The sequence below is a fragment of the Algibacter ulvanivorans genome, from assembly GCF_048381495.1.
Lineage (GTDB): Bacteria > Bacteroidota > Bacteroidia > Flavobacteriales > Flavobacteriaceae > Algibacter_B > Algibacter_B ulvanivorans.
Map to the genome: position 1 here is coordinate 89,710 of NZ_JBLWGD010000005.1, position 18,952 is coordinate 108,661.

An 18,952-nucleotide genomic window follows, 5' to 3' on the forward strand; every position below is an offset into this window, starting at 1 on the left:
ATAAATATGTCAAACGACATTCGTATAAAAAAAGGTCTGGACATTAAACTTATAGGTGAAGCTGAAAAAACCGTTGAACAAGCGATAATCAGTAACTCTTGCACCGTAAGGCCAGAAGATTTTCACGGCGTAATACCTAAACTTGTTGCAAAAGAAGGAACCACAGTTAAAGCTGGCGGTGTTTTGTTTTTCGATAAATCTCAGGAAGCGATAAAGTTTTTATCGCCAGTATCTGGGACCGTAGTTGAGGTGGTTAGAGGCCCAAAAAGACGCATTGATGCCATTAAAATTGAAGCAGATAAAACACAAACTTTTGAAGATTTTGGAAAGTTTGATATTAATGCTTCTAAACCCGAAGAAATAAAAGCGCATTTGCTTGCTTCTGGTTGTTGGCCATTTGTAAAACAACGTCCGTATGATGTAATTGCAAACCCAGAAAAAACACCTAAAGCAATTTTTGTGTCAGGTTATGCAAGTGCACCATTAGCTGCCGATTTAGATTTTACACTACAAGGTAAAGAAGCCGAGTTGCAAGCTGCAATTTCAGCCTTAGGTAAGTTAACCGAAGGTAAAGTGCATGTTTCTGTAGGTAAAACATCTAATTCGCCATTAGCAGGATTGTCAGGTATAACGTTACATAAAGTATCTGGGCCGCATCCATCAGGAAATGTTGGTACTCAAATTAATAAAATAGATCCTGTAAATAAAGGCGAAGTTGTTTGGACGGTTAACCCTCAAGATTTAGTTATTATTGGCGAGTTACTTTTAACAGGGAAATTTAATGCAGAACGTATAGTTGCTTTAGTTGGATCTTCTGTTGAAAAGCCAAGATATTTTAAAACTCTTGCAGGTAGCGAAATATCTACTTTGGTTTACGATAAAGGTATCGCTGTTAACAGTAAAGATGCTAACCACAGAATTATATCTGGTAATGTTTTAACAGGTAAGCAAATAAGTCCTGACGGAAGTTTAGATTATTATAGTAATGTAGTTTCTATTATTCCAGAAGGAGACGATTATGAGTTGTTTGGGTGGAATAAGCCAGTATTTAATAAGGTTTCTACCTCTAGAGCTATGACTTTTTCTTGGTTAAACCCAAAGAAAAAATACGATTTAAATACCAATACAAACGGCGAGCATAGAGCATTTGTAACCACAGGAACTTATGAGGAAGTATTTCCTTTAGACATTTTTCCAATGCAAATATTAAAAGCTTGTATGTATCAAGATTTAGACGAAATGGAAGCTTTAGGCATGTATGAAGTAGCTCCTGAAGATTTTGCATTAACAGAATTTGTATGTGTGTCTAAACAGCCACATCAAAAAATAATAAGAGCAGGATTAGACTTAATGTTAAAAGAGATAGGGTAATGAGTTTAAAAAATAAATTACACATTTTAAAGAGAAAATATAGAGGCAAAAAAATGGCTCCTGCGTTTAACGCAATCCATACGTTTTTATATTTACCAAATGAGACTACTCATGGAGGAGGAACTCATATAAAAGCAGCCGACGATTTAAAACGTACCATGAATACGGTTATTATGGCTATGGTACCATGTTTAATATTTGGTATGTTTAATGCAGGTTATCAACACCATTTAGCTATTGGAGATATTCAAGCCGTTTCTGGAGGATTTTTTAGTGCAGAGTTTTGGACTATGGACAACTTTCTTGTTGGGCTTGCTAAAATTCTTCCATTAGTAATCGTGTCTTACGGTGTAGGATTACTTATAGAGTTTATTTTTGCTGTAATTAAAGGGCATGAAGTTGAAGAAGGGTATTTAGTTACAGGTATGTTAGTGCCACTTATTGTTCCTGTAGATATTCCATTATGGATGCTTGCAGTAGCAGTAGTCTTTGGAGTGGTAATTGGAAAAGAAGTTTTTGGAGGCACAGGAATGAATATATTAAACCCTGCATTAACCATTAGAGCTTTTTTATTCTTTGCTTATCCAACATGGATGTCTGGAGATAAAGTTTGGGTTCATGGCGCAGATCCTAGAGTTCAAGACTTAGCAGCTGGTGCTCAGCCAGATGCTATTTCTGGAGAAACTATTTTAGGTAGTTTAGCTCAAGGTAACGAAGCAGGACACGATATAATGAACATGTTTTTAGGATTTATTCCTGGTTCTGTTGGAGAAACATCAACTTTATTAATCCTTTTAGGAGGTTTGTTTTTAATCTTCACTAAAATAGGAAGTTGGAGAATTATGTTGTCTTCAGTAATTGGAGCAATTGTAATGGGCTTAATTTTTAATCAAGTTGTGGCTCTAGAATGGATATCAGAAAGTAGTAACTTTTATGGTTTAATGAGTGCTCCATTTTGGGAACATTTAATAATAGGAGGCTTTGCGTTTGGTACTGTATTTATGGCTACCGATCCTGTAACAGCATCGCAAACCAATAAAGGGAAATGGATTTATGGTTTCTTAGTAGGATTTATTTCTATAATGATTCGTGTATTCAATCCTGCTTACCCAGAAGGTGTTATGCTAGCAATATTATTAATGAATGTATTTGCTCCAACTATCGATCATTATGTAGTTCAAGGCAATGTAAAGAAAAGAATGAAACGTTTAAAAGTTAAAACAGCATAATTATGGCAGTTAATACAGATAAAAACTCATATACTATAATCTTTGCCGTGGCGATGGTATTGGTAGTAGGTTCATTACTTGCGTTTACAGCATCATCGTTAAGACCAAATATAGACGAGAATAAACGTATGGAAAAGCAACAGAATATTCTGTATGCTATGGGAGTAAATGAAAATGAAGGAACTGGCGATATTACTTTCGTTGGAACAGATAAAGTTGCAGACGAATTTTCTAAGTACATTAAAAAGCAATTAGTAATTGAAAATAATGTAGCTAAAGAAGACGATAAAGCCTATTTAATAGATATTAAAAAAGAACAAGCCAAAGCTAAAAATGGCGGAACAAGACGCTTACCTTTATTTGTTGGTGAAAAAGATGGTAAAACATTTTATATAGCGCCAATAAGAGGAAAAGGATTATGGGATGCTATTTGGGGTTATGTAGCTCTAGATAAAAATATGGTTGTTCTGGGTGCTTTTTTCGATCATGCTGGAGAAACACCAGGTTTAGGAGCAAACATTAAGCAACGCTATTTTATGGACGATTTTAATGGAGAACAATTACTAACAGAGTCAGGTGTTTTTAAAGGAATAGCTGTTGCTAAAGGTAATAACGATCCTAAAAACGATATAAAAGACGACTTTGAAGTTGATGCCTTAGCTGGAGCAACTATTACTGGTGATGGCGTTTCTGCTATGATTAAGAAAGATTTAAAATTATATTTACCTTACTTTAAAACGTTAAAATAATATGGGACTACTTTCAAAAAAAGATGCAAAGTTAATTACAGACCCGTTAACAGATAACAACCCAATTACCATTCAAGTATTAGGAATTTGTTCTGCATTGGCAATTACTGCCGAGCTAAAAGCATCATTAGTAATGGGTATTGCTGTACTTTTCGTTTTAGGTATTGGTAATGTTGTTATTTCTTTAATGCGAAACATAATTCCTTCAAAAATTAGAATTATTGTTCAGCTTATTGTTGTAGCAGCCTTAGTAATTATTGTAGATCAAGTTTTAAAAGCTTTTGCTTACGAATTAAGTAAAACCCTTTCTGTATTTGTTGGATTAATTATTACCAACTGTATTATTATGGGACGTTTCGAGGCTTTTGCTTTAGGTAATGGACCTTGGAAATCATTTTTAGATGGTATAGGTAATGCTTTAGGATATGCTTTAATACTTGTTATTGTTGGTTTTTTTAGAGAATTATTAGGTTCGGGTACCTTATTCGGAATACCTGTACTTGGAGACCCTATAGAACAAACTGGTGTGTATTCAATAGGTTATGAAAACAACGGGTTTATGTTAATGCCGCCTATGGCTTTAATAGTAGTAGGATTAATAATTTGGGTACAACGTAGTAGAAATAAAGCATTAATAGAAGATTAAATTTTGTTATCGTTTATTGGTGTAAAACGTCAATAATTAATAACAAATAATTAAAATAATATGGAACACATAGAATTATTTTTTAAATCGATTTTTATAGATAACATGGTATTTGCAGTATTCTTAGGAATGTGCTCATACTTAGCAGTATCTAAAAAAGTAGCAACTGCAGTAGGTTTAGGAGCGGCAGTTATATTTGTATTAGCAATTACAGTACCATTAAACTGGTTACTAGATCAATATTTATTACAACCTGGAGCTTTAAAATGGTTAGGAAGTGAGTATGCAGAGTATGATTTGAGTTTCCTTTCTTTTATCATGTTTATTGCAACCATTGCAACTATGGTACAATTAGTTGAAATTGTGGTTGAAAAGTTTTCACCATCATTATACAATTCGTTAGGTATATTTTTACCATTAATTGCTGTAAACTGTGCTATTTTAGGAGGTTCGTTATTTATGCAATCTCGCGAAATAGAAACTTTAGGCCTAGCTTTTAATTATGGTGTATCTTCAGGTATTGGATGGTTTTTAGCCATTTTAGCTATAGCTGCAATTCGCGAAAAAATTAGATATAGTAATGTGCCAGCACCTTTAAGAGGATTGGGTATTACTTTTATCATAACAGGATTAATGGGTATAGGCTTTTTAAGTTTTGGAGGTATGTTAACAGGAGGCGATGATGAAGAGCAACCAGCTACAGAAACAGCCGTACAAGTAAATAAAGCACAAACTGAAGAAGCTAAAGATTTAGCAGATAATACTAAAATAGTAAAGTAAATATGATTTTAGCAGCAGGAACAACAGGAACAATTATAGCAACAGTTGCAGCGTTTTTATTAATTACGCTAGTACTTGTTAGTTTGTTACTTTTTGTAAAACAAAAATTATCGCCATCTGGACCAGTAAAAATTACTATAAATGGCGAAAGAGAAATAGAGGTAGCTTCAGGAGGTAGTTTATTATCTACATTAGGCTCTCAAAAAATATTTTTACCATCGGCTTGTGGTGGTGGTGGTACATGTATTCAATGTGAGTGCCACGTATTATCTGGTGGAGGAGAAGCTTTACCTACAGAAACACCTCACTTTTCAAGAAAAGAATTACAAAGCGGAGCGCGTTTATCATGTCAAGTTAAAGTAAAACAAGATATGGATATTACCATTCCTGAAGAAGTGTTTGGTATTAAAAAATGGGAGGCTACAGTTGTACGTAATTATAATGTTGCTTCTTTTATTAAGGAGTTTGTTGTAGAAATCCCAGAAGATATGGGTTATAAAGCTGGAGGTTATATTCAAATTGAAATTCCGCCTTGCGAAATTAAATATGCAGATATAGATATTACAGCACACCCTGAAGAGCATGAAACGGCAGATAAGTTTCAAACTGAATGGGATAAATTTGGTTTATGGCCATTAGTAATGAAAAATACCGAAACGGTAGAAAGAGCATATTCTATGGCTTCTTACCCTGCAGAAGGACGTGAAATTATGTTAAACGTACGTATTGCAACTCCGCCATGGGATAGAGCTAAAAATGGTTGGATGGATGTAAACCCAGGTGTTGCTTCATCTTATATATTTAATCAAAAACCAGGAGATAAAGTAACTATTTCTGGTCCTTATGGCGAATTTTTTATCAACGAGTCTGAAAGCGAAATGCTTTACGTTGGTGGAGGTGCTGGTATGGCACCAATGCGTTCTCACTTATATCATTTATTTAAAACTTTAAAGACAGGAAGAAAAGTTACTTATTGGTATGGTGGTCGTTCTAAACGAGAGTTGTTTTACCTAGATCATTTTTATGATTTAGAGAAGAACTTCCCTAACTTTAAATTTTACTTAGCATTATCTGAACCAATGGAAGAAGATAATTGGAAGGTTAAAGCAGATATTGATGCGCCTGGTGATGGTTTTGTTGGTTTTATTCATAATTGTGTAATAGATAATTATTTAAGCAAGCACGACGCCCCAGAAGATATCGAGTTGTATTTCTGTGGACCTCCATTAATGAATAAAGCTGTTCAAAAAATGGGAGAAGATTTTGGTATTCCAGATGAGCATATTAGATTTGATGATTTTGGAGGCTAATTAGTACTAGCCTATTTCAATAAAAAAACCAACTCTTAATAATTAAGAGTTGGTTTTTTTATTTAATGTGTGCACTAATCCTAAAATAACATTACTGCCAAATGCTATTTTGTGCTAAATTGTTCCGATATATTTTTTAATAAATCAATTGTAATTGGTTTGACTATAAAGTTAGAAACACTTTCGTATTTTTTTACTCGGTTTTTGTCTTGAGGGTCTATAGATGAAGTAACAATATAAATGGTTATTAAACGATGCGATTCTATTTTTATAAATTCATCTAAAAACTGCCAACCATCCATTATAGGCATATTTAAATCTAATAGAATAACATTGGGTATATCTTCACCAGAATTTAAAATTGGAGTTAATTTATTAATAGCTTCTTCACCATTTTTAAAAATCATGAACGACTCGCAAAAGTTTGCTAATTTCATCATTCTTTTTAAACCAAATACAAATATGGGGTCATCATCTATAATACATGCAATATCAATCTTTTTCATAATGTTTTAAATAGATTTTAAATGTAGTTCCTACATTAACTTTACTTTCTACTTCTATTTTTCCGCCAATGGCTTCAACTTGTGTTTTTGTTATAAATAAACCTATGCCTCTTGAATCTTCGTGTTTATGGAAGGTTTTATACATGCCAAAAAGTTTATTTCTATGTTTATCTAGGTCTATGCCTAATCCGTTGTCTTTTATTTCTAATACTATATTATCATCTTCAATACTTGTGTTTAATTCTATTTTAGCTATTTCATTTGGTTTTTTATATTTTATTGCATTAGTTAAAAAGTTTAGTAAAATACTTTCTAAGTAAGCAGGAACTGCATTAACATAAATATCAGGATTAATATTAACTGTTATTTCGGTTTTAGATTCTAAAATTAAGCCTATTATACTTGCCTCAACTTTTTCATAATTTTTAAGTAAATTTAATGGCTCAGATATAATATCTTTTCTAACATTAATTGATGCTACTTGGTTTAAGTTTTCTATGGTTTCGCCTAAGTGACTTACAGCTTGTTCTATTAAAGGGAATACTTCATTTTGAGTATTTTCTGGCATATCTGCTTTAATTATGTCTAATAACATATCTAAATTACTGTAATGAGATCTAAGATTATGCGATACAATGTGGGCAAAATTTAATAAACGTTTGTTTTGGTTTTTTGTAGTTTCGAGTAAATCTACAATTTTTTTTGTACTCTTTTTTATATGCGAAATATCTTTTATTTGGGCTATAAAATGTAAAGGTTTACCATTTTGATCTTTAATTATAGAGGTAGATAACGAAGCCCAAATTATTTTTCCATTTTTTTTAATATATCGTTTCTCAGATTCATAATGGTCTATTTGGCCATTAATCATTTCTACCATGGCTTTTTTTCCATTTCTTAAATCGTCGGGGTGTGTTATATCTAAAACAGTTAATTTTAAAAATTCTTCTTTTGTATAACCAAAAGTATTACAAAGGCTTTTGTTTACCGATAGCCAATTACCCTTTAAATCTACAGTAGCCATACCTATAATGGCATGTTCGAAGTTTTTTCTTAGTAATTCTTCTTTATGCTCTAATGTTTTAGAGTTTTTAGTTTTTTGATCTATATCTTGAAATAAACCAATAACTTTAACGCATTTTCCGTTTTCTACTATAGGTTTGCCAATGGCTCTTACCCATTTTTCTTTTCCTTTTGCTGTTACTATTTGAAGTTCGACATCATAATCCTTGAAGTTTTCTACGCAATTACTAAATGCATTAGTTATGGTATTATAGCTATAACCGGATTTGTAAAAACTAAGCGCTGTATCTACTTCTGGTATATAGTTTGTAGAAACTTCGTGTATTAATTTAGTTTGCGCGCTCCAATTTAAAATGGAGTCTTTAATATCAAATTCCCATGTGCCAATTTCGGCATAACTTTGTATAAAATCTAAATATGCACTATTTTTTGTAGAGTCTAATAACTTTAAGGGATCGAACATAATAACTCTTGTAAGGATTAAACTGCAATATATAAAACAAATATTACAAATAAAAGATAAAACGTGTTATTTTTCCGATTAAGTGTGTTTTTTTTATCTTATTTATATCATTTGATAAAACATTTGTCTTACTTGTATAAAAAAACAATAGTTGTAATTAAATTGATAAACAGGATTGGATTATAGGTAGGGTTTTAGGTTTATAATTTTTAGGCTGTAAGCGGAGTTAATAACCACTTTTTTTATAAATGAGGCTTCTATTCTTACGGTATTTTGGGTTTTAAGCATTATTGCAATATGCTTAATATAATTTTTAGAAATTATAGTAAATAAGCAAGATTTAATATGTATTTAGCTTATTAATGGTTTAAACTAGATTAGATATAAGATATTTAATTTTCTAATTCGTTAATAATTATTTTAGCAGTATCTGTCTCGCTAGAATTTAAATATTTTTTTGCTAATTTAATATTGCCTTCTTTTAAATAAGCAAGCCCAAGGTAGAGGTAAGATTCGTCTATAAAAGCAAAACTATCATTAGCTTCAATAGCACGTTCTAAAAAAGGAATAGCCTCAATTGTATTTTTACTTGCTAAATAAGCAACTCCTAAAAAATAGTTAAGCGAGTCATTTTTACTTTTATTTTCTTGTAAAACTTTCCATTTATTTATGGCTGTTTTATAGTTGCCATTTTTGTAATTGGACATACCATCATTAAAGTTAGAAGCATCATTTTTAATGTTTTGTAAGGCCGGAGCAGGCTTAAAAAATTTATTATATAATTTTTCGTTTTGTGGTGTATTAAAAAACCAAATACTGCTAATGGCAATTGTAATAGCTATTCCTAATGTTATTTTTTTGTAATTTAATAGTCTAGCCTTATTTTGTTGTTTTTTTTCAGGTTCTAAACTGTGCCTTTTTAATGTTGTTTTTTCATGCTTTGCTTTAATAGCTTCTACTTTAAGCTTAAAATCGTTATCAAGTTCTAGTAGCTGGTTAAAATCTTTTAATTCTTGTATAGTTAAAGAACCGTTTAAGTAACGTTCTATAATTTCTAATAATTCTTGTGATATATTATTATGGTCTTCCAATTTTCAGTCATTATAAACCAAAGCTAGCGTTTATAATATTTTCTGCTCTGGTTGTTTTAGTTACTTGTAATTTAACATAAATTAAATGTTTTAGGTGTGTTTTTGTTAAGGCAACACGTCTTTAAATTACTAGGTAAAAAAGAAATATACAATTATTTGTTTGTAATACAAATACTTCACTACCAAACGATTAATATTTCGGTTAACTACCCAATTTTAATTTATTTGTTTTTAGTTGATTCAATTAACTTTTGCACGTTAAATGATTTATTTATCATCTTATCGAAACAATTTTAAAATGTAATTATCTGTTTAACTTTTATATTATTTTTATGGCATGAGCAAACCTTTAACTAAGCAAGAATTACATAATCTAGCCATGAATCATGTTGGCAAAGATTTAGAGCAACGTGGCTTCGAGTTTATTGCTATAAATAGCCAACTTAAAAAGCATCCGCAATTTGTATGTATTGATAAGAACAAGCAATACTTTTTTGTTATTGTTAGAGCTGTAATTTTGCCAGAAAACCCTAATAATTACGATGTGGTTTGGATGGAATCTTTTAAAAATCATGCTAGAGAAAAAGATGCAAAAGTTTTATATGCAGGTGTTGGTATAGGAAATCCCGAAGGAGAAGAAAAGCCTATTTATTTAAATCAAGATTATTTATTAGAGTATAATGGCATTCAGGTTTTAGACACGAATTTAAATTGAAAGTAAGAATTAGAATGAATAAATTTTTTGCATTATTACTAATAGTCTTTATTTCCTGTAAACAAGATAATAAAAACACAAAACTTTCTGGATCTGTTTTTGGTACCAGTTATTCAATAATTTATAACTCTGGAGTTAATTACCAAAAAGAGATAGATAGTTTATTTTATGCCATAAATAAATCATTATCAACATACGAAACGAATTCTGATATTTCAAAATTAAACAGAAACGAATCTTATAATATTGATAATCATTTTATTAAAGTTTATGATGCCTCTAAAGAAGTTTTTGGGTTAACAGAAGGCGCTTTCGATCCTACAATAGGTAATGTAGTAAATGCATGGCAGTTTGGAGCAGAACATACCATTAAGGTTTTAGATAGTGTTAAAATTGATAGTTTAATGCAGTATGTTGGATTTGATAAAACTTATAGACTGGAAAATGAAATAAGAAAATTGAATCCTAATGTTTATTTAGAATTTAATGCCATTGCAAAAGGCTATGCTGTTGATGTAATTAGTGAGTTTTTAGAGTCTAATTTTCTAGATAATTATTTAGTTGAAATAGGGGGCGAAATTAGAGTTAGAGGCCTTAATATAGAAAAAGAAAGTCGTTGGAAGGTAGGTTTAGAAGAGCCAAATTTTAATGGAGAACAGTCTATATTAAAATCTATAAGATTAAAAGATGAAGCTATGGCAACTTCGGGGACTTATAGAAAATTTAAAATTGATGAAAATGGAAATAGATATGCTCACATAATAGATACAGAAACTGGGTATCCAAGTAAAACAAACTTGTTAAGTATTACTGTAATTGCACAAAACTGTATGATAGCCGATGCTTATGCTACAGCCTTTAAATCGATGGGAATAAATAGAGTTAAAGCATTTTTAGAAAAGCATCCAGAACTAAAAGTGTTTTTAATTTTTGAGAATGAAAATCAAGAATTTGAAACCTTGGCTTTAAATGACTTTCCTGATAACTAATTATTTGTAAGCCACAGGAATAATTTCGCCTTTAGCTAAACAGTACTTTACAATATTTTCTTCTGTAAGTGTTTTGGTATAATCAATTTCTTTAACTTTAAACCCGATACTTCGTAGTTTATCAAAATAATCCCGACCATATACGCGAACATGGTCGTATTGCCCAAATATTTTAGCGCGTTCGGTTTTATCTGTAATACTGTTATCTTCAAAAGTGTTTTCTCTATTTAAGTCTTGCGGTATTTGAAAAATACCATATCCGCCAGGCTTCATAACTCGATATAATTCTTGCATGGCTTTAGTATCGTCTGGAATGTGTTCTAAAACGTGGTTGCATAGAATAATATCGTAGCTGTTATCTTTAAAAGGAAGGTTACAAATGTCTGCTTTTACATCTGCAATAGGAGATAGTAAATCGGTTGTCGTATAATTTAAATGCTTTAATTTTTTAAAACGATTAAGGAAGCATTGTTCTGGTGCAAAATGAAGAACTTTTTTGGGGGCAGAGAAAAAGCGGGTTTCATTTTTTAAATATAACCACAATAATCTGTGACGCTCTAAGCTTAATGTTGAAGGCGATAAAACATTATTGCGCTGTGTACCATAGCCGTAAGGCAAAAAGGTTTTAAAACTTTTACCATCTATAGGGTCTGTAAATGTATTGCCTTTTAGAAAGTATGCTAAAATAGGTCGAACTAAGTAACTTGCCCTAATAAGTAAAGGTCTAGGAACTATATTAAGAATAGTTTTAAAAAGACGTTTCATGTTTTTTAAAGCACTAGTGCTTTTTGTCTAAATTCATCTTCTTCATTACTCTCAATACCTAATGCTTCGTATATATATGCAAATGTAGAAAGTAACTCTGGTTTACCATTAACTAGGGCTACATCGTGCTCGAAATGTGCAGATGGTTTGTTGTCTTGAGTGGTAATAGTCCAGCCATCTCTATGTTGTTTAATACGTTGTGTACCCATATTTATCATAGGCTCGATAGCTACAACCATACCTTCAACGAATTTTTTGCCTCTTCCGCGCTTACCGTAGTTAGGCATTTCTGGGTCTTCATGCATTTTGGCTCCTAATCCATGTCCAACTAACTCTCTTACAACACCGTAACCATGATCTTCACAATGTTTTTGAATGGCATAACCAACATCGCCAACACGATTATTAGCTTTAAATTCTCTAATACCTACATATAAAGATTCTTTAGTAACTTGAAGTAGTTTTTTTGTTTCTGGAGCAATTTCTCCAACGGCAAATGTGTACGCATGGTCTCCATAAAAACCATTTTTTAAGGCGCCACAATCAATTGAAATAATATCGCCTTCAACCAAAGGAGTTCCGTTAGGTATACCATGTACTACTTGAGAGTTTGGACTCATACATAGTGTGTTAGGGAAATCGTATAGACCTAAAAAACCAGGAATAGCTCCATGATCTCTTACGCATGTTTCAGCAATTTTATCTAATTCAAGTGTAGTAACTCCTGGCTTAATAAATTTAGCTAATTCGCCTAAGGTTTTAGATACTATTAATGCGCTTTCACGCATTAATTCAATTTCTTCTTTGGTTTTAACAATAATCATATAATAATAAAATAGGAGTGCAAAGATACTTAAAAACTGCTGTTATTTAAATAAGCTAAAAAAACCTTTCTTTTTTTTAGGAATTGGAGGCGTAGTGTTTGTTAGTATTTGATATACTTCTCCCCAGCCAGGAAAGCCACCAACATTTCTATCGTCAATAAATAAATCGGCATTTATTTTTCGGCTAACATCGTTGGTAAATTCTTCTTCAGTAAAACTTTTGTTTACAGCATAGAAACGAATGCCATTATCTTCACAAAATTTAACAGCTTCTTCTAGTTTGTCTCCGCTCCTGTATGTCCATAAAATTAGTCTATGCCCATCTTCTTGTAGCTTTTTTAAAGTTTCGAAAGCAAATAACATGGGTTTTCCAATTTTTGGATAGGCGTCTTCAACAATAGTACCATCAAAATCAACAGCAATAATAAGAGTGTCGCTAAAATTCATTTTTTAGGGCTTTAATATGTGTATAAAGGTACACTTTTCATTTTAACTGTTTTAAATTAGTGAGTGTTGAGTCATGGCTGCAGGTTGTTTTACATTCATGAGTTTTAATATAGTTGGTGCTACATCTCCTAAAACGCCGTCTTTAATATTTTTAAGTTCATTGTCTATTAAAATAATAGGAACTGGGTTGGTGGTATGTGCGGTGTTTGGGGAACCATCTGGATTTATCATGGTTTCGCAGTTGCCATGGTCTGCTATTAAAAGTGTTGTGTATCCGTTTTCTAATCCAGTAGTTACAACGTCTTTTACACATTCGTCAACAGCTTCGCAAGCTTTTATGGCGGCTTCCATAACTCCTGTATGGCCAACCATATCGCCATTTGCAAAATTTAAGCATACAAAATCTGCTTCGCCTTTTTTTAGTTCGGGTACTAAAGCATCTTTTAACTCGTAAGCGCTCATTTCTGGTTTTAAATCGTAGGTGGCAACTTTTGGTGAGTTTTTAAGAATACGAGATTCGCCATTAAAAGGTGTTTCTTGTCCGCCAGAAAAGAAAAATGTTACGTGCGGGTATTTTTCGGTTTCAGCAATTCTTATTTGTTTTTTTCCGGCTTTAGATAGTACTTCGCCTAAGGTTTCGGTTATATTATCTTTATTAAAAATAACTTTTATGCCTTTAAAAGCATCGCTATAGTTTGTAATGGTTACGTAGTATAAATCTATTTTTTTTGTGTTATACTCTGGGAAATCTTTTTGATTTAACATTTCTGTTAATTCTCGACCTCTATCGGTTCTAAAATTAAAGAAGATAACAACATCGTCTTTTTTAACGGTAGCTATAGGTTCATTACTATTATTTGTAACTATTATTGGTTTAATAAACTCGTCTGTAATATCTGCATCGTAATTTTGTTGAATTACAGACTTAGGGTTTGTAGTTTTTGTACCAACGCCGTTAGTAATTGCATTATAGGCTAGTTGTACGCGTTCCCATCGATTATCTCTATCCATGGCGTAATAACGACCCGTTATTGTTGCTATTTTTGTATTTGTACCTTGTATGTAGTTTTCTAAATCATCAACATAACTTTTTCCAGACTTAGGGTCTACATCTCTACCATCTGTAAATGCATGTACAAAAGAATTTACTCCAGCATTATTTGCTGCATCAATAAAACCTTTTAAATGATTGGTGTGTGCATGAACACCACCGTTACTTAATAAGCCTAAAAAATGAACGTTTTTATTGTTTTTAGATGCATATTTTAAAGCATCAACTAAAACAGCTTCGTTTTTTAAGGTGTCCTTTTCTATTGCTAAATTAATCTTGGCTAAATCTTGATATACAATTCTACCAGCACCTAAATTCATGTGACCAACTTCGCTATTTCCCATTTGGCCTTCTGGTAAGCCAACATGTAATCCATCTGTTCGTAAAGTGGCATAAGGGTATTTTTTATGTAGGGCATCTATGAAAGGTGTATTGGCGTGGTCGATAGCTGAAACTTTAGGGTCTGGAGAGTTACCCCAGCCATCAAGAATCATTAAAATAACTTTTTTGTTCATTTTTGTTGTTAAAATTTTAAAACTAAGCAAATATATGAAAGTAACTTATAAAAGCGGATATAAAACCTTTGAAAACCCTTATTTATTAAGCATTTATACAGTAATTGCAAAAGAAAACGATTTCGTTAATAATGTGTGAAACAAATGTTAAAAAAATGTTATAAAGCTTAGTTGGTGTAACATTTTGAAATTATTTACGTCTTTAATAGTATAATCAAAAAACATAAATCAATAAATCAAATTAAAATCTTTCATCATGAAAAAAACAATCATTATTTCCGCAATCGCATTATGCTTTTCAATTGTATCTGTAAATGCAACACCAGTAAATTTAAATGTTAATTATGAAACGGCTGCTTTTTTTAAAGTAAACTCGTTTTGTGTGTCTATTGCTAAAGGCGATTTAGAAACGGTACAAAAACTAATTAGTAGAGGTGCAGATGTAAATGCCAAATCTAACGGTATGACTCCTGTAATGTACGCTGCAAAGTTTAACAGAACAGATATTTTAAAACTGTTAATTGTACATGGAGCTAATTTAAAAGCTAAGTCTGATAAAAACATGACAGCTTTAAAATATGCGCAGATACACGGTGCTAAAGATGCTGAGGCTATTTTAGTAAAGGCAATTGCTGATGCTAAAGCTGCTAAAAAGAGAAAAAAATAAAAATATTAAATAATTATTTGAGCTAGTCACTCACAAAAAAAGCCTCGAATTTCGAGGCTTTTTTTGTGCTATAAATTTTTATACTTATTAATAGCTTCTTCAATTTTTTCAATCCTGTTATCGGGGTCTGGGTGTGTGCTTTTAAATTCGGGAACTCGATTTGGGCCTGCAGCAGCTTTTAAAATTTCCATAACACCAATCATTTCTTTAGGGTTGTAACCAGCTTTAATCATAAATTTAACGCCTAAGTCATCACTTTCCAACTCATCATCTCTTCCATTTGTTAATAGTGTGTTTTGGCCAATACCACTTACTAGGCCTCCCATATCTGCACCAACAGATCCTGCTGTGGCTAAGCCTTGCCAATATTCGCTTTCTGCAATTCGTTCGGCACTATGTCTGCCTAAAACATGCCCAATTTCATGTCCTAAAACACCAGCTAATTGGTCTTCGTTTTCTAGTTTTGCAAAAAGGGCGTGAGTTATAAATATTTGGCCGCCTGGTAATGCAAAAGCATTAATTGTATTTGGGTCTGCTAATAAATGAAATTCGTATCTGTATGGGGTTTGTTTTGCAATACTATTGTTAACTAATTTATTTCCAACATTGTCTACCAAGGCTTGATATTGCTTGTTTGGGTGTAAACCACCGTGTTGCTGTGCCATTTGCGGTGCGCTTTGTAAACCTATAGCAATTTCTTTATCGGGCGTCATCGATATGGTTTGCATCCTACCTGTATATGGGTTTTCTTCTCTTTGGCTACACCTTTTTAATACAAAGAATAAGGCAATTGCTACGCCAATAAGTAGTCTAACTTTTAGGTTTTTTCCTCTCATCATAAAATAATTAGAAACTAAAATTACAAAATTTTAGTTTATGTATATTTAGACACTTGCTTTTTTATTTAGTCACAAATGCTTTGTTTTATAGGTTTTTGTACATGGTATAATGTTTACCAATGTCTTTAATGTTAAACGATTCTCCAATGGTTTGATAACCACATTTTCTGTAAAAATTAACAGCTATTTCTCTTGCGTTGCACCATATTGTAGTAGTGTTTTTTTCTATTAATAAGGTTTCGCCGTGTTTTAAAATTATTTTGCCTAAGCTTTTGCCTTGAAAAGTTTTTAAAACAGCCATGCCTCGTAATTGATATTGGTTGGTTGTTGTTATATTGAGGTTATTGTTTTTTAAAAATGAAGCAACTGCTATTAATTTAGAATTTGTAAATAGTCCTAAATGAAAGGTTGTTTCAAGATTATCGCCATTAAAAGCACACGTTGATATGGGTTTTCCGGCCCTTAAAACGGGGTGTCTTACTGGGTAAGTTTCGGTTGCGCTTATTAGCTTTATTTTGTAACTGGTTGTTTTAATAGTGTTGATTTTTTATGTAAACCAAACTTAAAAATAATTTGTAGAATTATTATCTTCACTTAAAAATAATTTTATGTCGTTTAAATTTAAAATCATAGAAAAAGAAAGTATTAATGATATTATACCTTTGGTAGAAAGGTTAAATGGATTTAAGATTTCTGAAGCGCTTTTAAAGGTGCGTTTTGCTGAAATGATTAAGCAAAATTATGAGTGCGCTGTAGTTTATGATGATGATAAACTAATAGGTGTTTGTGGATTATGGTATTGTACTAGACATTATTCTGGTAAAAGTGTAGAGCCCGATCATGTTTTTATTGATGATGCTTATAGAGGACAGGGTTTAGGTAAGCAGTTTTTTAAATGGATTTATAATTATGTTACAGAAAAGGGGTATGAGGCTATGGAGTTAAATACTTATGTTAGTAATTATCAGTCACATAAATTTTATTATAACGAGGGGTTTAAAATTTTGGGGTATCATTTTATAAAAAAGCTATAATTTTTCTTGCACAGTAAAAAAGTGTTTATATATTTGCAGTCTTAAATTTAAAAGGCGGGAGTAGCTCAGTTGGTAGAGCGTCAGCCTTCCAAGCTGAATGTCGCCAGTTCGAACCTGGTCTCCCGCTCTAAAAAAAAGCTTCATCAAAAACGATGAAGCTTTTTTTATGCATATGTTTTTGTTATATGCTTTGGTAAATATGTACTTACTTGCGTGAGGGATAGTAGCGGATAGCCCACAGCGAGGTACGAGCGAGGACTTGTAGCGAATAGCCCGACCCTTGGGGCACGCCCAAATTATTTTAATAGATTTAACTCTGTACCCGGATTTACTTCGTAAGGTGTTTTGTTGTATTCGAAAATTCGTGCTGTTAGCTTCCCTTTTAATAGTATAGAGTTGTTTTTTACATGTAGCCAGCTGCCTTCTCTTAGACCAATAACGGGTTGGGTGTTGTAGTTATGAAATTCTTTAATTCGTGTTTCTCTGGTTTCGCCTTTGTGTTTGCTTTTAGGGTTTGGGTCTAGATAATGTGGGTTTATGTTAAATGGTACTAGGCCTAATGCATTAAAGTTTGGAGGGTACACAATGGGCATGTCGTTAGTTGTTTTTATTGTTAAGCCGCAAATATTACTGCCAGCACTTGTGCCTAAATATGGTGTTCCGTTTTGCACGGTTTCCTTTAGTGCTTGTATTATATTGTTTTTGTGCAGTTGGTTTGCTAATACAAATGTATTGCCGCCACCAACAAAAATGGCTTCGGCTTTTTTTATGGCTTCGGCAGGGGTTTTATATGCATGAATACCTTTTACTTTTATATTAATTTTTGAAAAGGCTTTTGCTGCTATTTGGGTGTAAGCATTATGCGATATACCACTTGGTCTTGCATAGGGTACAAAAAGTATGGTGTTTATTTGATTGAAGAATATTTTTAAATCTTCTAGAATATAGTCTAAATATCCGCTACCATGTATTGTAGAGGTGCTTGCAATAATAATGTTTTGCATGGTGTATTTTAGGTGTTAAAAAAGCAAAGCATAAAATTGGTTTTTTATAAAAAAATTAATGTGTTTTGCTTTATCATTTAAATTAAAAGTGGTAATTTAAAGAATAAAAAAATCATGAAAAAATTCATTCTATTTTTAACTTTTATAAGTGCCATTAGCTTATCGGCTCAAAATAATACAAGAATTGAGGTTTCTGGTAAAATTATAGTAGAGGGTAGTGATATTTCTGGTATAACCGTTTTTAATACATCATCAAATACCGGAACAATTACCGATGAGAATGGGGCGTTTACTTTAAAAGTAACCTTAAATGATAATATTGAGGTAAGCGCATTACAGTACCAAAATATAAGTTTTAAGGTTAATGAAGCTATTATTAAGTCTAAAAAAATGAAGCTTTTTTTAATAGAAGAAATTAATAAGTTAGACGAGGTTATTGTTTTTACTAAAGGGCTTTCGGGTAATTTAAATACCGATTTAGAAGCTACCAAACCATTTAAACCGCAATTAGATGCCTTGTATTTTGGTGTTAAAAACAGTAAAGAATATAATTTTGAAAAAGATTATAAAACCGAGGTAAGTAATGTTACAGTAGATAGGCAACACTTACCTATGGTAAATGGTTTAAATATTGTTAATGTTGTAGACCAATTACTGTTACCTTTATTTAGGTCTAAATTAAAAGATAATAAAAAAGCAGGTGTGCCCGATGTACCTATTAAGGCTATTAAATATTACTTTGGCGCAGAGTTTTTAGTTGATAATTTTAAAATACCAGAACACCGCGTGGAAGAGTTTATTAGGTTTATTGAACGTGGCAATTTTGATTATGCTTTGCTTAACTACGGAAAAGAAATGGAGTTTCTAGAATTTTTAAATATTAAAAGCGCAGAGTTTTTAAATACTAAAGGATAGATAAAACTAAAATAAAAGC

The 18,952-nt window shown here is 31.9% G+C and carries 21 protein-coding genes and 1 tRNA gene; 12 read left to right on the forward strand and 10 right to left on the reverse strand.

What is annotated here, in order from left to right; translation table 11 throughout:
• Window positions 1–6 precede the first annotated feature (6 nt).
• The 6 genes from ACNG5D_RS12490 to nqrF are packed head-to-tail and all read left to right on the forward strand — an operon-like array spanning window position 7 to window position 6,085.
• Window positions 7–1,371: a Na(+)-translocating NADH-quinone reductase subunit A gene (locus tag ACNG5D_RS12490; protein ID WP_418183859.1), complete on the forward strand. Its 1,365-nt coding sequence runs from the start codon at window positions 7–9 to the stop codon at window positions 1,369–1,371.
• Window positions 1,371–2,600 carry an NADH:ubiquinone reductase (Na(+)-transporting) subunit B gene (locus ACNG5D_RS12495; RefSeq protein WP_418183860.1) on the forward strand — a complete coding sequence of 410 codons (1,230 nt, stop codon included), beginning with the start codon at window positions 1,371–1,373 and terminating at the stop codon, window positions 2,598–2,600. The genes ACNG5D_RS12490 and ACNG5D_RS12495 overlap by 1 nt, the downstream gene beginning before the upstream one ends.
• A gap of 2 nt (window positions 2,601–2,602) precedes the next feature.
• Window positions 2,603–3,349 carry a Na(+)-translocating NADH-quinone reductase subunit C gene (locus ACNG5D_RS12500; protein WP_418183861.1) on the forward strand — a complete coding sequence of 249 codons (747 nt, stop codon included), beginning with the start codon at window positions 2,603–2,605 and terminating at the stop codon, window positions 3,347–3,349.
• Between the two features lies 1 nt (window position 3,350).
• Entirely contained in the window at window positions 3,351–3,995 is a 645-nt protein-coding gene (locus ACNG5D_RS12505) for an NADH:ubiquinone reductase (Na(+)-transporting) subunit D (protein WP_418183862.1), read from the forward strand.
• Between the two features lie 60 nt (window positions 3,996–4,055).
• Window positions 4,056–4,775, forward strand: a complete 720-nt coding sequence (gene nqrE, locus ACNG5D_RS12510; protein WP_418183863.1) for an NADH:ubiquinone reductase (Na(+)-transporting) subunit E — start codon at window positions 4,056–4,058, stop codon at window positions 4,773–4,775.
• Between the two features lie 2 nt (window positions 4,776–4,777).
• Entirely contained in the window at window positions 4,778–6,085 is a 1,308-nt protein-coding gene (gene nqrF, locus ACNG5D_RS12515; protein ID WP_418183864.1) for an NADH:ubiquinone reductase (Na(+)-transporting) subunit F, read from the forward strand.
• 104 nt (window positions 6,086–6,189) lie between these two features.
• Here the strand turns inward: nqrF and ACNG5D_RS12520 are convergent, their stop codons facing one another.
• The 3 genes from ACNG5D_RS12520 to ACNG5D_RS12530 all read right to left on the reverse strand — a co-directional run bounded on the left by ACNG5D_RS12520 (window position 6,190) and on the right by ACNG5D_RS12530 (window position 9,168).
• Entirely contained in the window at window positions 6,190–6,591 is a 402-nt protein-coding gene (locus ACNG5D_RS12520; protein ID WP_418183865.1) for a response regulator, read from the reverse strand.
• The gene (locus ACNG5D_RS12525; protein WP_418183866.1) at window positions 6,578–8,077 is read right to left on the reverse strand and encodes a PAS domain-containing sensor histidine kinase; all 1,500 of its coding nucleotides are present in this window, start codon (window positions 8,075–8,077) and stop codon (window positions 6,578–6,580) included. Before ACNG5D_RS12525 ends, ACNG5D_RS12520 begins: the two co-directional genes overlap by 14 nt.
• 392 nt (window positions 8,078–8,469) lie before the next feature.
• A complete protein-coding gene (locus ACNG5D_RS12530; protein ID WP_418183867.1) occupies window positions 8,470–9,168 on the reverse strand; it encodes a tetratricopeptide repeat protein in 699 nt (232 codons plus the stop codon).
• A 337-nt stretch (window positions 9,169–9,505) separates the two neighbouring features.
• Between ACNG5D_RS12530 and ACNG5D_RS12535 the strand changes: the two genes are divergently transcribed.
• Both ACNG5D_RS12535 and ACNG5D_RS12540 read left to right on the forward strand, forming a co-directional pair.
• Window positions 9,506–9,883: a Na(+)-translocating NADH-quinone reductase subunit F gene (locus ACNG5D_RS12535; RefSeq protein ID WP_418183868.1), complete on the forward strand. Its 378-nt coding sequence runs from the start codon at window positions 9,506–9,508 to the stop codon at window positions 9,881–9,883.
• 14 nt (window positions 9,884–9,897) lie between these two features.
• Entirely contained in the window at window positions 9,898–10,872 is a 975-nt protein-coding gene (locus ACNG5D_RS12540) for an FAD:protein FMN transferase (RefSeq protein WP_418183869.1), read from the forward strand.
• Here the strand turns inward: ACNG5D_RS12540 and ACNG5D_RS12545 are convergent, their stop codons facing one another.
• The 4 genes from ACNG5D_RS12545 to gpmI are packed head-to-tail and all read right to left on the reverse strand — an operon-like array spanning window position 10,873 to window position 14,474.
• Complete coding sequence (locus ACNG5D_RS12545; protein WP_418183870.1) at window positions 10,873–11,637, reverse strand: class I SAM-dependent methyltransferase; 765 nt, start codon at window positions 11,635–11,637, stop codon at window positions 10,873–10,875. It lies immediately after the preceding gene.
• Window positions 11,638–11,642: 5 nt separating this feature from the next.
• Window positions 11,643–12,461 (reverse strand): type I methionyl aminopeptidase, encoded by an 819-nt coding sequence (gene map / locus ACNG5D_RS12550; protein WP_418183871.1) that lies wholly within the window; start codon window positions 12,459–12,461, stop codon window positions 11,643–11,645.
• Between the two features lie 42 nt (window positions 12,462–12,503).
• The gene (locus ACNG5D_RS12555; protein ID WP_418183872.1) at window positions 12,504–12,908 is read right to left on the reverse strand and encodes a BT0820 family HAD-type phosphatase; all 405 of its coding nucleotides are present in this window, start codon (window positions 12,906–12,908) and stop codon (window positions 12,504–12,506) included.
• Between the two features lie 51 nt (window positions 12,909–12,959).
• The gene (gene gpmI / locus ACNG5D_RS12560; protein ID WP_418183873.1) at window positions 12,960–14,474 is read right to left on the reverse strand and encodes a 2,3-bisphosphoglycerate-independent phosphoglycerate mutase; all 1,515 of its coding nucleotides are present in this window, start codon (window positions 14,472–14,474) and stop codon (window positions 12,960–12,962) included.
• 256 nt (window positions 14,475–14,730) lie between these two features.
• On the opposite strand from gpmI, the gene ACNG5D_RS12565 reads away from it, so the two are divergent.
• Window positions 14,731–15,141, forward strand: coding sequence for an ankyrin repeat domain-containing protein (locus ACNG5D_RS12565; protein ID WP_418183874.1), 411 nt, complete (start codon window positions 14,731–14,733; stop codon window positions 15,139–15,141).
• Window positions 15,142–15,209: 68 nt separating this feature from the next.
• Here ACNG5D_RS12565 and ACNG5D_RS12570 read toward each other — a convergent pair whose 3' ends face one another.
• Together ACNG5D_RS12570 and ACNG5D_RS12575 are read right to left on the reverse strand one after the other, a co-directional pair.
• A complete protein-coding gene (locus tag ACNG5D_RS12570) occupies window positions 15,210–15,977 on the reverse strand; it encodes a M48 family metalloprotease (protein ID WP_418184074.1) in 768 nt (255 codons plus the stop codon).
• An 88-nt stretch (window positions 15,978–16,065) separates the two neighbouring features.
• The gene (locus ACNG5D_RS12575) at window positions 16,066–16,524 is read right to left on the reverse strand and encodes a GNAT family N-acetyltransferase (RefSeq protein ID WP_418184075.1); all 459 of its coding nucleotides are present in this window, start codon (window positions 16,522–16,524) and stop codon (window positions 16,066–16,068) included.
• Window positions 16,525–16,588: 64 nt separating this feature from the next.
• Between ACNG5D_RS12575 and ACNG5D_RS12580 the strand changes: the two genes are divergently transcribed.
• The gene (locus ACNG5D_RS12580; RefSeq protein ID WP_418183875.1) at window positions 16,589–17,014 is read left to right on the forward strand and encodes a GNAT family N-acetyltransferase; all 426 of its coding nucleotides are present in this window, start codon (window positions 16,589–16,591) and stop codon (window positions 17,012–17,014) included.
• A 54-nt stretch (window positions 17,015–17,068) separates the two neighbouring features.
• Window positions 17,069–17,141 (forward strand) — tRNA-Gly (locus ACNG5D_RS12585).
• A gap of 169 nt (window positions 17,142–17,310) precedes the next feature.
• On the opposite strand, the gene pepE is transcribed toward ACNG5D_RS12585, so the two are convergent.
• Window positions 17,311–18,018, reverse strand: coding sequence for a dipeptidase PepE (gene pepE / locus ACNG5D_RS12590; protein ID WP_418183876.1), 708 nt, complete (start codon window positions 18,016–18,018; stop codon window positions 17,311–17,313).
• 114 nt (window positions 18,019–18,132) lie between these two features.
• On the opposite strand from pepE, the gene ACNG5D_RS12595 reads away from it, so the two are divergent.
• A complete protein-coding gene (locus ACNG5D_RS12595; RefSeq protein WP_418183877.1) occupies window positions 18,133–18,933 on the forward strand; it encodes a carboxypeptidase-like regulatory domain-containing protein in 801 nt (266 codons plus the stop codon).
• Window positions 18,934–18,952 lie beyond the last annotated feature (19 nt).

Coding starts and splice junctions, on each gene's coding strand:
- nqrE (WP_418183863.1), top strand. CDS start 4,056: ATGGAACACATAGAATTATTTTTTAAATCGATTTTTATAGATAACATG.
- ACNG5D_RS12520 (WP_418183865.1), bottom strand. CDS start 6,591: ATGAAAAAGATTGATATTGCATGTATTATAGATGATGACCCCATATTT.
- gpmI (WP_418183873.1), bottom strand. CDS start 14,474: ATGAACAAAAAAGTTATTTTAATGATTCTTGATGGCTGGGGTAACTCT.
- ACNG5D_RS12535 (WP_418183868.1), top strand. CDS start 9,506: ATGAGCAAACCTTTAACTAAGCAAGAATTACATAATCTAGCCATGAAT.
- ACNG5D_RS12595 (WP_418183877.1), top strand. CDS start 18,133: ATGAAAAAATTCATTCTATTTTTAACTTTTATAAGTGCCATTAGCTTA.
- ACNG5D_RS12555 (WP_418183872.1), bottom strand. CDS start 12,908: ATGAATTTTAGCGACACTCTTATTATTGCTGTTGATTTTGATGGTACT.
- map (WP_418183871.1), bottom strand. CDS start 12,461: ATGATTATTGTTAAAACCAAAGAAGAAATTGAATTAATGCGTGAAAGC.
- ACNG5D_RS12500 (WP_418183861.1), top strand. CDS start 2,603: ATGGCAGTTAATACAGATAAAAACTCATATACTATAATCTTTGCCGTG.
- ACNG5D_RS12495 (WP_418183860.1), top strand. CDS start 1,371: ATGAGTTTAAAAAATAAATTACACATTTTAAAGAGAAAATATAGAGGC.
- ACNG5D_RS12545 (WP_418183870.1), bottom strand. CDS start 11,637: ATGAAACGTCTTTTTAAAACTATTCTTAATATAGTTCCTAGACCTTTA.
- ACNG5D_RS12570 (WP_418184074.1), bottom strand. CDS start 15,977: ATGAGAGGAAAAAACCTAAAAGTTAGACTACTTATTGGCGTAGCAATT.
- pepE (WP_418183876.1), bottom strand. CDS start 18,018: ATGCAAAACATTATTATTGCAAGCACCTCTACAATACATGGTAGCGGA.
- nqrF (WP_418183864.1), top strand. CDS start 4,778: ATGATTTTAGCAGCAGGAACAACAGGAACAATTATAGCAACAGTTGCA.
- ACNG5D_RS12540 (WP_418183869.1), top strand. CDS start 9,898: ATGAATAAATTTTTTGCATTATTACTAATAGTCTTTATTTCCTGTAAA.
- ACNG5D_RS12580 (WP_418183875.1), top strand. CDS start 16,589: ATGTCGTTTAAATTTAAAATCATAGAAAAAGAAAGTATTAATGATATT.
- ACNG5D_RS12505 (WP_418183862.1), top strand. CDS start 3,351: ATGGGACTACTTTCAAAAAAAGATGCAAAGTTAATTACAGACCCGTTA.
- ACNG5D_RS12525 (WP_418183866.1), bottom strand. CDS start 8,077: ATGTTCGATCCCTTAAAGTTATTAGACTCTACAAAAAATAGTGCATAT.
- ACNG5D_RS12490 (WP_418183859.1), top strand. CDS start 7: ATGTCAAACGACATTCGTATAAAAAAAGGTCTGGACATTAAACTTATA.
- ACNG5D_RS12565 (WP_418183874.1), top strand. CDS start 14,731: ATGAAAAAAACAATCATTATTTCCGCAATCGCATTATGCTTTTCAATT.